Origin of the sequence: Paraburkholderia sp. HP33-1 (assembly GCF_021390595.1) — a bacterium.
Classification (GTDB): domain Bacteria; phylum Pseudomonadota; class Gammaproteobacteria; order Burkholderiales; family Burkholderiaceae; genus Paraburkholderia.
In genome coordinates, this window is sequence record NZ_JAJEJR010000002.1 from 1,803,926 (window position 1) to 1,817,721 (window position 13,796).

Genomic DNA, 13,796 nt, shown 5'->3' on the forward strand with positions numbered 1-13,796 from the left:
CTCGACCCAGAGTCAGGCGCAGAGTCCGGCGTTCAACCTGTTTCGACATTAGTACGCATCGGCGATCACAGGCAAGCATAAGGACCTCATTGTCCGAAAATCACTAACGCATCGGAAATAACGTCGAATTGGAGCCGCAACGGAATTACCACATCGGAATACGAACAACCGCTTTTTACTGATACACCGTCAACATGAGCACGGTCGATACGCAGGCAAATGCGATTGTTCTCGCGCTCCCGTATGATTGTGTCGTGGCGACAGGAGATGAACCGTCACGCCGGATCGTTTTCCAATGACCTTTGGAACCGATGTATTACGGTAAGGATGAATAGCATGGACAAAGCCGAGTTCGACAGCTTTGCTGACGAGTATCTTTCGCTGCACGCCCGTAACATTGCGGTGTCGGGAGAAGGCCCGGAGTATTTCGCCGAGTACAAGATTCGCGACATCGCCGAGGAGATGACGCGACGCGATGCGCTACCCGCGCGCATGCTCGATTTCGGATCGGGCGTCGGCACGTCGATTCCCTGGGTGAAGCGCTATTTGCCTGACGCACAACTCACATGCGCGGATGTATCGGAACGCTCACTGGAAGTCGCGCAACGCCGCTTTCCTGATTCTTCGCGCTTCGTTCACTTTGACGGCCACACGCTGCCGTTCGAGCAGGGCGAATTCAATCTCGCCTATGCAATGTGCGTGTTCCATCACATCGATCACGCCGAGCATGTTCATTTGCTGAGCGAACTTAAACGCGTCGTGGGTCCGCGGGGAACGGTCGTCATCTTCGAGCACAATCCGCTGAATCCGCTGACCGTCAGGGCAGTCAACACCTGCGAGTTCGATGTGAACGCCAAACTGATCAACGCGCGCAAGATGAAGCAGGCATGCCTCGATGCTGGCTTTTCCGAGGTGGACGTGCGCTTTCGGATTTTCTTTCCTCACATGCTGGCCAAGCTTCGTCCGCTCGAAAAATATCTGACTCATGTCCCGCTCGGCGCCCAATACTCCGTCTACGCGAGCGCCGCATGAAGGCGGTCATTCAATGAACGACCTACGCACGACAGCATTGCATTTCGAACCTGTTCGCCAGTTCATCAAGTATCTGCTGGTTGGCGGCCTCAATACGGCGATCTCGGCCGTTATCATCTTCATTGCGCAAGCGGCCGGCGCCAATCCTGTGGTCGCCAACATAACCGGCTACGCGATTGGTGTGGCCTTGAGCTTCGCGCTCAACAGCAGGTTCACGTTCAGGACAGCGGCAACGCGGCACACGGCCATCCGCTTTCTGATCGTGGTTCTGATCTCGTATCTGGCCAATCTCGCGACGATGGTTTCGGTGTTGCATCTGACACACGCGCCCTACCTCGCGCAACTGTGCGGCATTCCCGTCTACGTGATGGTGGGCTTTCTCGGCAACCGGTATTGGGCGATGCGCGAGCGCACACGCTGAAGATGAAAGACTATCCAGGCCATTCACCAGGGACACCGCCATGAGCAGGGAAGCCTATCCGATCGAAGTCGAATTCCCCTATCTCGCGCAGCATGAGCAATCGTCGTCGGGTATTGCGTATGTCCACACGTACGATTCCGGCATGCCCGGCCCGCACGTGATGATCAATGCGCTCACGCACGGCAACGAAGTGTGCGGCGCGATCGTCGTCGATGAACTGCTGCGGCACGCGATGCGGCCCCGGCGCGGGCGCCTCACGCTGTCGTTCGCGAATGTCGCCGCGTACCGGCGCTTCGATCCCGCGAATCCCGATGCCGCGCGCTTCGTCGATCAGGACTTCAACCGCGTGTGGACCGCCGCCGTGCTCGACGACACCTCGCGCACGTCGAGCGAACTCGAGCGCGCGCGGGCGATGCGCCCGGTGCTCGACTCAGTCGACGCGTTGCTCGACCTGCATTCGATGCACGAGCGCTGCAAGCCGCTGATCGTTGCTGGACCGCTGCAAAAAGGCATCGACCTCGCGGTACGGCTCGGCACGCCCGCCACGGTGATCTGCGACGAAGGCCATCCCGAAGGCCGCCGCATGCGCGACTACGAAAGGTTCGGCGACGCCGCGAGCCCGAAGAACGCGCTGCTGATCGAATGCGGCCAGCATTGGGAGCGCAGTGCGGTGGCAGTCGCACGCGATACGACCGCGCGCTTCCTGCTGCTGTCCGGCGTGATCGACGAAACGGATCTGCCGCCGGGGTGGCTCGCGCCGTTGCCGCCCGCGCAGCAGATCGTGCGCGTGACGCAGCCGGTCGTCGCGACGAGCATGGACTTCAGCTTCGCCGCGGCGTACACCGGCCTCGAGGTTTTCGCCGAGGCGGGCGCTGTGATCGGCTGGTCGAACGGCGAGCCGGTGTGCACGCCCTACGACAACTGCATCCTCGTGATGCCTTCGCTGCGGCAGTTGCGTCCCGGTGTGACCGTCGTGCGGTTCGGACGCATCGAGCGGACGGTCACCAATCCTGCGGTGACGGGCTGACGGCAGGAAGCCGTTTGCCGTTTGTTTCGGCGCCTTGACCTTGACGCGCGGGGCCGGATGGCAGCGCGCCGCCATCCGGCGCCAAGGCGCGCTTTTGCCCGCTTTGGCGCATCTGGGGTATTCCCCCGTTGACCCGAATGATTTCATTGCTTACAGTGGCGCGCGTTCGCGTGAAGAATCACCGTTCTATATGCGAACAAATTCCCTCGCCCGGCGCGGCTCTGTCAAGCCGATCCGCCCTGGTATGATTCATTGCCGAAGCACGGCCAGTTGGCCCGAACGTAGGCATCGTGCGCCGCTGCCAGGCGGCGTACAGTCTTAAGAAGAATGGCTCGCGTAGCGGGCCTTTCGCAGTCAGGAGACCATCATGAACCGCAGCCCCGCTGTGAACGTTCAAACCTTTATCAACGAACATCCGTTCTCGCCGTTCCAGTGGCTGATCTTTTTCATGTGCTTCATCATCGTCCTGCTGGACGGTTTTGACACCGCTGCGATCGGCTTTATCGCGCCTTCGCTGATCACCGAATGGGGTATCACCAAGCCCGCGCTCGCGCCGGTGCTGAGCGCCGCGCTGTTCGGCCTCGCCTGCGGCGCGCTCGGCTCGGGTCCGCTGTCCGACCGTCTCGGGCGTCGCTCGATGCTGGTCGGCTCGGTGCTGCTGTTCGGCGTCGCCTGCCTCGCGTCGGCGTTCTCGACCGGCATCGACCAACTGACTGTGCTGCGCTTCATCACCGGCGTCGGCCTCGGCGCCGCGATGCCGAATGCAGTGACGATGATGGGCGAGTACTGCCCGGACAACCGTCGTGCGACTGTGATCAATCTGATGTTCTGCGGTTTTCCGCTCGGCGCGGCGTTCGGCGGTTTCCTCGCCGCGTGGATGATCCCGCATCTCGGCTGGCGCAGTGTGCTGATCCTTGGCGGTGTCACCCCGCTGGTGCTGTTGGTGCTGCTGCTCACCAAGATGCCGGAGTCGGTCCGCTACATGGTCGCGAATAACAAGCCGGCAGAGCGGATTCGCGCGGCGCTCGCGCGCATTTCCGGCGACGCGGTGCAGGCCGCCGGGTTCACGATGACCGAAACCGCGCCGCAAACCGGCAGCAAGGGTCTCGGCGTCGTGTTGTCGCGTTCGTACATCGTCGGCTCGGTGATGCTGTGGGTCGCGTACTTCATGGGCCTCGTGATCTTCTACGCGTCGATCAACTGGATGCCGATCCTGCTGAAGGACGCCGGACTCACGCCGCAACGCGCGACGCTGATCTCCGCGCTGTTCCCGCTCGGCGGTGTCGGTGCGGTGCTGGCCGGCGTGCTGATGGACCGCTTCAACGCGAACCGCGTCATCGCGGTCTGCTATGCACTGACTGCGGTCAGCGTGTACTTCATCGGTCAGGCGGCCGGCAACGTGGGCGCGCTCGTGCTGATCGTGTTCATCGCCGGCGTGCTGATGAACACCGCACAATCGTCGATGCCGGCGCTCGCCGCCGCGTTTTACCCGACCGTGGGCCGCGGCTCCGGCGTCGCGTGGATGCTCGGCGTCGGCCGCTTCGGCGGCATCGCGGGCTCGTTCCTCGTGGCCGAGCTGACGCGCCGCCACTTCTCGTTCGGCGGTATCTTCGCGACCATCGCGGTCGCGGGTGTGCTGTCGTGCGTCGCGCTGCTGATCAAGCAGGCCGCACGGCCGCAGACGGCTGACGCCGGTGCCTCGAAGGCGGAGTCGTTTGGGCATTGAGCGTGCGATGACGCGTACCCGCTAATAAACCAATAACAATTCGACCAAGTGGTAATTCTGAAGCCGCCCTGCGATTCGCAGGGCGGCTTTTTCTTTGGCTGGGCGCATGGAAATTCGCCTGCGGCAATCTGAACCACAGTAGTAAAAAGCACCGCGCCCCACTTCCCGATACACTACGCAGCTATTCATCCGCGCGGCCGGGCACGGCGAGCACCGCCGCTGCCGCGCCGCCGCCGTCTCATCTCAGGATTCCGGTAATGAAACGCCTAGTCGTATCCGCGCTCGTCGCGCTGTGCTTCGCGCAGCCGGCCGCTCAGGCCGTCGCGCAGACCGTCAGCGATCAATGTTTCGCGCTCGGCGATATCGCCGGTCAGGTCGCGTCATGGCGCGCACACAAGAAGACCAAAGCTCAGGCGCTCGATCAGGCCGCCCGCTACTACAAAGACCCGTCCGATCGCGCGGCCGTCAGCGCGATCATCGAAAAGATCTACAGTCCGGACGCGCCGCACATGACGCCCGATCAGGCGAGCATGGCGATCACGTCGGACTGCGTGAACCAGCATAAGGGGCAGGCATCGCCGGCACAGTGATGCCTGCGATTGTCCTGCCCACGTTCAGCGGCGCGCGCTAACGTTGGCGAAACGCATCCAGCGAGGACAACGCGTTGCCGTGGAAATCGAACAGCGTGTTGTTGTCCCACTGATCACCCGCGCCGACTTTCCAGCCGACGTTCGGCGTCGGAATCCACTCGGGCTCCCACCAGAACACGCCCTTGCCGTGGCCGTCGGGGATCGCCTTCACGATGTCGGTCACCGCGCCAAGGAATTGCGCCTGGCCGGCAGGCGTCTGCGGGTAAGGCGAGGTGCCGACGTTGGTCATCGAGTTCGGTTCCGAATCGCCGTCGCTCGTCGTCCACGGATACGCGGTCTCGACGACGATCACGTCCTTGTCGTAGCGCGTCGCGAGATCGTTCACGTTGCCCTGCAGGTCGCTGAACGAGCCCTGCCATTGCGGGTAGTACGACAGTCCGATCACGTCGAACGTGACGCCGCGCTGCGTCATGGCGTCGAACCACCAGCGGCTCGTCGCGTTGTTGCCGCCGCTGTCGATATGCAGCATCACCTTGGTGCGCGAGTCGACGGATTTGACCGCGTCATGCCCCGCCTTCAGCAACGCCGCGAGGTTGTCGAGCTGATCGTACTTGCCGAGCGGCCACAGCATGCCACCGGTGATCTCGTTGCCGATCTGCACCCACTCGGGATGCACTCCGTCGCGCTCAAGCATCTGTAACACTGTCGACGTGTACGCCGACAGCAGCGCACAGGTCTCGGTAATGTCCTTGCCGGCCCAGTCGTGCGGCGGGTACTGCTTGCCCGGATCGGCCCACCAGTCACTGTAATGAAAGTCGATCAGCACGCGCAGGCCGAGCGCGGCGGCGCGACGCGCGAGGATCCGAACGTGCTCGGCATTGTTCCACCCGGCCGCCGGACTCTGATTGGCCGGAAAGAAGTCAGGATTGCCAGGATCATTCCACATCTTGATACGGATCGAATCGACGCCGTGACGCTTCAGAATGTGCAGGCAGTCGTGCGCCTCGCCATGCTCGTAGTACTTCGCGCCGTTCGCTTCGAGTTCGAGCAAGGTCGAGACATCCGCGCCCATCGCGAAGCGGTTCGCGCGCGCGGCGGCATCCTGCTGCGCGGCATCTCCTGCCTGTTGGCCGCCCTCCGCTGCAACAGCGGGCGCGCCGAGCGTCGCGCCGACACCGGCCGCTGCCGCGGCGCCCGCGAGCCATCCCAGCATTTCTCTTCGGTTCATCCGTCATCCTCCATCGATTGAATGGCGGCTCCTCGCGGGCCGCCTGGTCCGGTTTGATGCGTCGGTGTTGCAACCTTCGAGTTTCAGACTGCTTTACCGCCCCCTGCTCTGGCGATTTTTCAAAGTGGACCGCACGGCGTCACGCGTCTTTCCACACGCAGACGTCGCCGGTATTCAGGCGCGGCTCGCCGAGCACGAACGTCGCGTTGCGCGGCGCCGGCGCCTGCACCGGTTGCGCGCCAAAATTGAATGCGAAGGTCAGGCCACCGCGGCGACGCAGCCGCAGCCCGTCGGCGAGCACCTGCGTCTCGAGTCCCGCATCGTGCGCTGCCTGCCGCAACACCGCGCGATGCAGTTCATGTGACAGCCAGCCGGCGACGTAGCGAACGTTGCCGTGCGTCAGCAGCGCGGGCCACGCGTCGTCGAAGCGCACGGCAGTACGCGTCTCACCATTGGCGCGCACGTGCTCGCGCCAGTGCAGCGCGTGGCCCCGCGCGCCGTCGATCGACAGCGCGGGCGCCAGCGTCGGCCGCAGCGTTTCGACTTCGAGCACCTGGATCGGCAGCACCTGCTGCAATGCGCCGGGCGGCAGATTGCCCGGAATCGCGAACGCGTCGGTTTTCGAGCCGCTGCGCGGGCCGAACACCCATTGCGCGCTCGAAAGCGCGATCTGTTCGACGAGCGCGGCGTCGATCACCGCGAGACTCGGCACGACGACTAGCTGGTAGCCGGAAAGATCGGCGCGGTTCGACACGATATCGACATCGAGTCCGAGTTCGCGCAGCGATTCGTAGTAGTCGAACACGAGCGTCTGATAGTCGAAGCCCTTGCCGTGACGCTGGATTTCGAACATCCACTGCGTCTCGTAGTCGAATACGAGCGCGGTGGCTGCGCGCGCGGGCGCGGCGAGCGTCGACAGCGCCGTACTCCCGGCAATTTCACACGCGGCCCGTTGCACTTCGAGACCGCCCGGCGACAGTTCGTTGTTCGGCAGATTGAGCCCGGAGTGCATCTGCTCCTGCGCATACGGGCATTGGCGCCAACGGAAATACGACACCAGTTCCGCGCCATGCGCGAACGCCTCGTACGCCCACAGCCGCACCATGCCCGGCGCGGGCGCCGGATTCCACGGCGCCCAGTTCACCGGCCCGGCCTGTTGCTCCATCACCCAGAAGCGGCCGCCGCCAACGCCGCGGTAACGGTCGTGATCGAACGCGGACACGTCGGGATGCCCGGTGCGCGCGAAACGCGCCTTCTGCTCCTCGGGCAAGGCGATCGATTCGGTACGCGCAATCGGATAGCTGTCCCATGCGGCGACGTCGATCGCGTGGTCGGCGGCGAAGCGATAGTGATCGAAGGTCGTGAAAAAGCCCATGAAGTTGTGCAACAGATCCGCGCTCGGCGCATGCTCGCGCAGCACGTCGATCTGCTCGCGATGAAAGCTCGCCACCTCGTCGGACATGAAGCGGCGGAAGTCGAGCAGATGGATCGGGTTCGCGTCGGTGGGTGTCAGAGTCGGCAGGCCGATCGCGTCGAACGACGGATACTCCATGCTCCAGAACACGTTGCCCCACGCGTCGTTCAATGCGCCGATCGTTTCGTAGCGGCGCTGCAGCCACACATGAAAACGCTGCAATGCCGCGGCCGAATAGCTCGGCACCGTGTCGTGGCAGCCGAGCTCGTTATCGGTCTGCCATGCGACGATCGATGGATGCCGCCCGTAGCGCTTCGCCATCGCGGTGACGATGCGCACGCATTCGCGCCGGTAGGTCTCGCTCGAAACATCGTAGTGACGGCGCGAGCCGAAGTTCCACCGCGTGCCGTCCGCGCGCACCGGCAACACGTCCGGATGCGCGTCGACGAGCCACTTCGGCGGCGACGCGGTCGGCGTGCCGAGCACGAGTTTCAGGCCCGCTTTCGCGAGCGTTGCGACGGCTTCGTCGAGCCATTGCCAGTCGAATTCACCGGCGCGCGGCTCCATGCGGCTCCACGCGAATTCGGCGATCCGTACATGCGTGATGCCGAGTTCGACCATACGTTGCGCGTCGTCGGCCCACATCGCGCGTGGCCATTGTTCCGGGTAATAGCAGACACCAAGTTGCATGTGAAAGTCTCGTGGTGAGTTGACGTCGAGCCGTCGTTTCAGTCGTGTTTCAGGCGCCGTTTATCCCTTGCTTGCCCCGAAGGTCAGTCCGGCGACGAAATGCCTTTGCATCGCGAAGAACATCAGCACCGAAGGCAAAGCGGCCAGCACCGAGCCCGCCGCGACCAGGTTCCACGCGGTCGTCCATTGCCCCTTCAGCGCGGCGACGCCGACCGTGATCGGCGCTGCGTCGTCGCCTTGCGTGAGGCACAGCGCCCAGAAGTAGTCGTTCCACACGAACGTGAACACGAGGATCGCGAGCGCGGCGAGCGCGGGGCGGATCAGCGGCAGCACGATGCGCAGATAGATCGCCCACTCGCTCGCCCCTTCGACGCGCGCGGCCTCGATCATCTCGAACGGCAACTGCTTGATGAAGTTGCGCAAAAACAAGGTGCAAAAGCCGGTCTGGAACGACACATGAAAGATCACCAGCGCCCACACGGTGTTGAACAGGCCAAACTTCAGCGCCATGTCGCGTACCGGAATCATCAGGATCTGGATCGGCACGAAATTGCCGGCAACGAACGCGAACAGCACGGCCGTGTTGCCCCGAAAGCGATAGGTCGCCAATGCGAAGCCCGCCATCGACGCGAGGACGATCGCGCCGATCACCGACGGCACCGTGATCAGCACGCTGTTGGCGAAGTAATGCAGCATCGGCGTTTGCGTGAGCGCGGTCCCGTAGTTCTCGAGTAGCGCGAAGTGTTTCGGCCACGTCCAGTAGTCGCCCTGCGATAGCTCGTCCGATGAACGGATCGACGTGAGCAGCACGGCCAGCATCGGCAGCAGCCAGATAAACAGCGCGAGCGGCAGCGATGCCTTGTAAAGCCCGCGATTCAGCGGTTTCCAGCGTTCGACGGGAAGCGGATACATGACCTGGTACTCCTGACGTTCAGAGAATCAGCGTTCCTCGCGCAGCATGCGGCGCAGATGGAACACGATATAGACGAGCATGATCGCGAACAGCACCACGGCAATCGCCGCGGAATAGCCTTCGCGGTAATACTTGATCGCCTGGTCGTACATGAAATAGGCGAGCACGGTGGAGCTGTCGAACGGACCGCCGCTGCTCATCACCGCGATCAGATCGAAGCTGCGCAGTGCGCCGATCACAGTCAGCACCACCGCCATGAAGGTGGCTGGCCGCAATTGCGGCAGGATCACGTGCCACAGCAGTCGCAATCCCTTCGCGCCTTCCATGCGCGCCGCCTCGACCACCTCGGGATTGATGCCGGTGAGCCCGGTCAGATACAGCACCATGCAGAACGGCGTCTGCGGCCACAACGCGGCGAAGATGATGCCGAACGTGACCGTATGCGGATCGCCGAGCACCGGTATGCCACGACCGACGATCAGCCGCAGCAACCCGAATGTCGGATCGTAGAACCAGCTGAACACAAGGCCGACCACCACGCCCGACAGCACGAACGGCGCGAAAAACAGTGACTTCACGACGCGCATGCCGCGCACGTGCTGGTTCAGATACAACGCGAACAGCAGACCCAGCGGCGGGGCAAGCAGAAACAGCGCGAGCCAGATCAGGTTGTTCTTCAGCGCCGTATAAAACGTATCGGACTGGAATAGCTCGACGTAATTGGCGAGACCCGCGAAGGTCTTCGGCGTCATGCCGTCCCAGTTGTAGAAACTCAGCGAAATGCTGCTGATGATCGGATAGATCACGCACAGCGCAAACAACGCGCACCCCGGCAGCAGAAAGAAAAACGCGGCGCGATGCTGATGACGGCGCGTCGTCGAGACGCGACGGTGCCGCGCCGCGGGCAGGCGGCGCGCTGCGGTATGAGACATGGAACGGCCTCGTCGGAAATCGAAGGCGGAACTGGAACCCGGAGGCCGGCCGCGATCAGGCGGCCGGCGCGGTGGGACTTACTTCTGGTAGATGCGCTTGCGCGTCGCTTCGAGATGAGCGAGCACGCTGTCGAGTTGCGACGGATCGCTGTAGAACTGCTGCATGGCCTTCATGCCCTCGTCGGCCATTTCCTTCTGCATGTCGCGATCGTAGAACTGCGCGATGCCGCCCTTCGTGTTTGCGAGCGTCTGGAAGCCGACCTTTGAGATCGCATCTTCAGGCGGCACCGCCTGGCTGTTCGACGGCAACTGTCCCCAGCCCTTCGCGAGCTCGGAGTTGATCTTCGGCGTCTCCATGAACGCGAGCAGCTTGCGCGCGTCGGCCTTGTTCTTCGCCTTCGCCGGAATCAGCAGCACGTTGACGGGACCGTCCTCGGCCATCGGTACGTTCGCGTCGATCACCGGGAAGCGGAAAAAGCCGATCTGATCCTTGATCGACGGCGGGAAGCTCGCCGAGAAGAACGTGCCCATCAGCATCATCGCGGCCTTGCCGTTGTTGAGGATCGGCCCGATCGAATCGACGTCGTACGAGAGCGCGTTGTCGATGAAATCGTGATTGTCGAGCAGCGTCTTCCACGTCGTGTAGACCTTCTTCACGCGCGGATCGGTGTATGGAATCTCGCCGGCCATCAGTTTCTGATGGAACTCGTTGCCGTTGATGCGCAGATCGAGATAGTCGAACCAGGCCGCGAGCGTCCAGCTATCGCGCGCGGCCACCGCGATCGGCGCGACGCCGATCGCCTTCAGCTTTTTGTTCGCCTCGAGCAGTTCGTCCCACGTCTTCGGCTCGCTCTTGATGCCGGCCTTCTCGAACAGATCCTTGCGATAGAAGAAGCCGTACGCGTCATAGCCGAGCGGCGCCGCGTACTGCTTGCCCTTGTACGTCGACGCGTCCTTGACCGATGCATACTGCTGCGACCAGCCGTTCTTCGCCCAGTCGGAGCTCAGATCTTCGAGCAGACCGCGCTGCGCATAGTAGGCCATGCGTTCGCCGTCGTGCCACGAGACGATGTCGGGCGGATCGGTGGCGAGCCAGCCACCCATCTGCACCTTGTACGCCTCCTCGGTCACGTAGGTGATTTTCAGATCGATGTCGGGATTGGCCTTCTTGAACTGGTCGAAAGCGTCCTGCCACGTCGAGCGCTGATTACCGCGCGCCGACACGTTGACGTTCAGCGTGGCCGCGTCGACCGCGGCACTGCCGAGCGCGCCGGCCACCACGGCCGCGGCGATCGACACCTGAGCAAGACGGCGAAGGCGAAGAGCAATCATCTATGTCTCCTTGTCTACCTTGTTGACCGGCTACGCAGCGTGGCCGGCGATGTAACCCGCTCTATGGCGGAATTCAGTACGACGAACCGTCAATGCCGGGTCCGCCGTCGACGATCGATCAGGCGGCCGCGCGTTCCGGTTCGAACGTGCTACGCCGCAGCGCGAGTCCCTGTTCGTCGAACAAATGACAGGCGGCCGGCGGCACGCGAACGCGAAGGCGCTCGCCCGCGCCGAGCGGCGTATCGCCGGGCGCCTTCGCGATCAGCGTGCCGCCCGCGTGGTCCGCGTGGATATAGCTGTGCTCGCCGAGCCGTTCCGACAGCACCGTCGAGCACTGAATGAACTGCTCGTCGCCATCGAGCCGCAGGTGCTCGGGGCGCACGCCGAGCGTGACGCGCCGCCCGCGTTGCAGACGTTCGCCGTCGACGTGCGCGACCAGTTTTTCCGCACCTGCCGCAAGCGCAACCGTCACACGCCCCGGCTCGATCGACTCGACAGTCGCATCGATAAAGTTCATGCGCGGCGAGCCGATAAAGCCCGCGACGAAGAGCGACCTCGGGTGGTGATAGAGCTCGAGCGGCGCTCCGCTCTGCGCGATACTGCCGAAGCGCTCGGCATCGGCGCCCGCATGCAGCAGCACGATGCGATCGGCGAGCGTCATCGCTTCGACCTGATCGTGCGTCACGTAGACGACGCTCGCGTTCGCGAAGCGCTGATGCAGCCGCGCGATCTCGACCCGCGTCTGGCCGCGCAGCGCGGCATCGAGATTCGAGAGCGGCTCGTCAAACAGAAACACGCCCGGCTCGCGTACGATCGCACGGCCGATCGCGACGCGCTGCCGCTGCCCGCCCGACAGCGCTTTCGGATGACGCTCGAGCAGGCTCTCCAGTTGCAGAATTCGCGCGGCTTCGCGCACCTTGCGCTCGATCACGTCCTTCGGCTGCTTCGCGAGCTTGAGACCGAAAGCCATGTTGTCGAACACGGTCATGTGCGGAAACAGCGCGTAGCTCTGGAACACCATCGCGACGCCTCGCTCGGCGGCCGGCACGTCGTTGACGAGCCGCCCGCCAATATGTAGCTTGCCTTCACTGAGGTCTTCGAGACCGGCGATCATTCGCAGCAACGTCGACTTGCCGCAACCCGACGGACCAAGGAACACGCAGAACTCGTGTTGCGCGATTTCCAGATTCACGCGCCGGATCACCGGCGGATGATCGCCGTAGGCCTTTTGCACATCGCTCAAACGAATCGTCGCCATGCTGTCTCCGCCTTGATTTAACCGCTTAAATTTTCGCTGAAATAAAATGCCCGGGGCTTGTGCCGAGCGCATTTAATCGCTTAAATTTGGGTTCGACGGAAGAAGTCATGGCGGGTGTCTCCGGTACGTTTTTGAGAAAGTTAGCAATGTCGCTGGCAGTTTGCAACATTTGAATTACCCTCCCTAAATATGGGATAAACCGAACATGGTTACGTTGTCCGAAGTTGCGAAACGCGCGCAGGTTACCGCCGCCACCGTCTCCAACGTGCTGCGCAATCGCGAGAAAGTCCGCCCTGAAACGGCCGAGCGCGTGTTGCAGGCGATCGCCGAGCTCGGCTATCGGCCGAACCTGAATGCGCGCGCGCTCGCCGAAGGCCGCTCGTCGACGCTCGCGCTGATGCTGTCGAACATCTCGAACCCGTTCTACCCGGAGTTCGTGCTCGCCGCCGAGCGCGCGGCACGCAAGACCGGCCACTTCCTGATGGTTTGCAATACTGACGATGATGCCGAGATCGGCCGTGCGTATCTGAACCAGATAGCCGGCACGCTCGCCGACGGCGTGCTCGTGATGAACACGGACATCACGATCAACGACCTGTGCGCATCGGCGACACATAGCGCGCCGATTCTGCTCGCCATGTGGGAGCATCCCGAGTCGCCGCCCGCGCTACCGTGCATCGCGGTCGACTTCGCGCGTGCGGGCGAGCTGGCTGCGCGGCACCTGCTCGGACTCGGTCATCGCGAGATCGGATTGCTGATCGGCGATGGCTGCGGCGGTTTGCAGGACGCGCGCTCGAACGGTTTTCGCGCGGCGATGCGCGAGGCCGGCATCGAAGCCGACGCGGCCGCGGTACTGCAGATTCGCGACTCGATCGACGCCGGCTTCGCAGCCTGCATGGAGCTGATGGCGAACCGCCCACAACTGAGCGCGATTTTCGCGACCAACGACCTGCTCGCGATCGGCGCGATCCAGGCATTGATCACGCTCGGCCGCTCGGTGCCCGACGACGTCTCGGTGATCGGCATCACCGACATTCAACTCGCGCATCAGGTGCATCCCGCGTTAACGACGGTCGCGATTCAAACCGCAGCTGTTGCAGAGCTATCCATCAAGAGTCTGATCCGTTTGATCCAGACACCGGAGCGGCAGCCGTCGATGGTGCTCGGGCCGCCGCCCGAGCTCGTGGTGCGCGCATCGACAGGGCCGCGCAGAAAACGCTAAAGCGCGAGGCG

At 63.2% G+C, this 13,796-nt stretch carries 12 protein-coding genes; 6 read left to right on the forward strand and 6 right to left on the reverse strand.

Annotated elements, in window-relative coordinates:
- Positions 1-225: 225 nt before the first annotated feature.
- The 5 genes from L0U81_RS24210 (at position 226) to L0U81_RS24230 (ending at position 4,796) form a co-directional block, all read left to right on the forward strand.
- Positions 226-1,032, forward strand: a complete 807-nt coding sequence (locus L0U81_RS24210; RefSeq protein ID WP_233806416.1) for a class I SAM-dependent methyltransferase — start codon at positions 226-228, stop codon at positions 1,030-1,032.
- Positions 1,033-1,045: 13 nt separating this feature from the next.
- Complete coding sequence (locus L0U81_RS24215; RefSeq protein WP_233806418.1) at positions 1,046-1,453, forward strand: GtrA family protein; 408 nt, start codon at positions 1,046-1,048, stop codon at positions 1,451-1,453.
- 40 nt (positions 1,454-1,493) lie between these two features.
- On the forward strand, positions 1,494-2,480 hold the full coding sequence (locus tag L0U81_RS24220; protein WP_233806420.1) for a M14 family metallopeptidase: 987 nt from the start codon (positions 1,494-1,496) through the stop codon (positions 2,478-2,480).
- A gap of 367 nt (positions 2,481-2,847) precedes the next feature.
- Entirely contained in the window at positions 2,848-4,206 is a 1,359-nt protein-coding gene (locus L0U81_RS24225) for an MFS transporter (RefSeq protein WP_233806422.1), read from the forward strand.
- Between the two features lie 257 nt (positions 4,207-4,463).
- Positions 4,464-4,796, forward strand: a complete 333-nt coding sequence (locus L0U81_RS24230; RefSeq protein WP_233806424.1) for a hypothetical protein — start codon at positions 4,464-4,466, stop codon at positions 4,794-4,796.
- 37 nt (positions 4,797-4,833) lie between these two features.
- On the opposite strand, the gene L0U81_RS24235 is transcribed toward L0U81_RS24230, so the two are convergent.
- The 6 genes from L0U81_RS24235 to L0U81_RS24260 all read right to left on the reverse strand — a co-directional run bounded on the left by L0U81_RS24235 (position 4,834) and on the right by L0U81_RS24260 (position 12,563).
- Positions 4,834-6,024 (reverse strand): glycoside hydrolase family 53 protein, encoded by a 1,191-nt coding sequence (locus L0U81_RS24235; protein ID WP_233806426.1) that lies wholly within the window; start codon positions 6,022-6,024, stop codon positions 4,834-4,836.
- A 139-nt stretch (positions 6,025-6,163) separates the two neighbouring features.
- Positions 6,164-8,128: a beta-galactosidase gene (locus tag L0U81_RS24240; RefSeq protein WP_233806428.1), complete on the reverse strand. Its 1,965-nt coding sequence runs from the start codon at positions 8,126-8,128 to the stop codon at positions 6,164-6,166.
- Positions 8,129-8,188: 60 nt separating this feature from the next.
- Positions 8,189-9,040 (reverse strand): carbohydrate ABC transporter permease, encoded by an 852-nt coding sequence (locus L0U81_RS24245; RefSeq protein ID WP_233806430.1) that lies wholly within the window; start codon positions 9,038-9,040, stop codon positions 8,189-8,191.
- A 27-nt stretch (positions 9,041-9,067) separates the two neighbouring features.
- A complete protein-coding gene (locus tag L0U81_RS24250; RefSeq protein WP_233806432.1) occupies positions 9,068-9,973 on the reverse strand; it encodes a carbohydrate ABC transporter permease in 906 nt (301 codons plus the stop codon).
- Positions 9,974-10,051: 78 nt separating this feature from the next.
- On the reverse strand, positions 10,052-11,305 hold the full coding sequence (locus tag L0U81_RS24255; protein WP_233806434.1) for an ABC transporter substrate-binding protein: 1,254 nt from the start codon (positions 11,303-11,305) through the stop codon (positions 10,052-10,054).
- Positions 11,306-11,423: 118 nt separating this feature from the next.
- Positions 11,424-12,563, reverse strand: a complete 1,140-nt coding sequence (locus L0U81_RS24260; protein ID WP_233806436.1) for an ABC transporter ATP-binding protein — start codon at positions 12,561-12,563, stop codon at positions 11,424-11,426.
- Positions 12,564-12,768: 205 nt separating this feature from the next.
- On the opposite strand from L0U81_RS24260, the gene L0U81_RS24265 reads away from it, so the two are divergent.
- Positions 12,769-13,785 (forward strand): LacI family DNA-binding transcriptional regulator, encoded by a 1,017-nt coding sequence (locus L0U81_RS24265; protein ID WP_233806438.1) that lies wholly within the window; start codon positions 12,769-12,771, stop codon positions 13,783-13,785.
- Positions 13,786-13,796: the final 11 nt, after the last annotated feature.

What these genes read in the sequence shown, in the direction of transcription:
- L0U81_RS24230 (WP_233806424.1), top strand. Translation starts at nt 4,464, where the DNA reads ATGAAACGCCTAGTCGTATCCGCGCTCGTCGCGCTGTGCTTCGCGCAG.
- L0U81_RS24245 (WP_233806430.1), bottom strand. Translation starts at nt 9,040, where the DNA reads ATGTATCCGCTTCCCGTCGAACGCTGGAAACCGCTGAATCGCGGGCTT.
- L0U81_RS24255 (WP_233806434.1), bottom strand. Translation starts at nt 11,305, where the DNA reads ATGATTGCTCTTCGCCTTCGCCGTCTTGCTCAGGTGTCGATCGCCGCG.
- L0U81_RS24220 (WP_233806420.1), top strand. Translation starts at nt 1,494, where the DNA reads ATGAGCAGGGAAGCCTATCCGATCGAAGTCGAATTCCCCTATCTCGCG.
- L0U81_RS24235 (WP_233806426.1), bottom strand. Translation starts at nt 6,024, where the DNA reads ATGAACCGAAGAGAAATGCTGGGATGGCTCGCGGGCGCCGCGGCAGCG.
- L0U81_RS24265 (WP_233806438.1), top strand. Translation starts at nt 12,769, where the DNA reads ATGGTTACGTTGTCCGAAGTTGCGAAACGCGCGCAGGTTACCGCCGCC.
- L0U81_RS24250 (WP_233806432.1), bottom strand. Translation starts at nt 9,973, where the DNA reads ATGTCTCATACCGCAGCGCGCCGCCTGCCCGCGGCGCGGCACCGTCGC.
- L0U81_RS24240 (WP_233806428.1), bottom strand. Translation starts at nt 8,128, where the DNA reads ATGCAACTTGGTGTCTGCTATTACCCGGAACAATGGCCACGCGCGATG.
- L0U81_RS24225 (WP_233806422.1), top strand. Translation starts at nt 2,848, where the DNA reads ATGAACCGCAGCCCCGCTGTGAACGTTCAAACCTTTATCAACGAACAT.
- L0U81_RS24260 (WP_233806436.1), bottom strand. Translation starts at nt 12,563, where the DNA reads ATGGCGACGATTCGTTTGAGCGATGTGCAAAAGGCCTACGGCGATCAT.
- L0U81_RS24215 (WP_233806418.1), top strand. Translation starts at nt 1,046, where the DNA reads ATGAACGACCTACGCACGACAGCATTGCATTTCGAACCTGTTCGCCAG.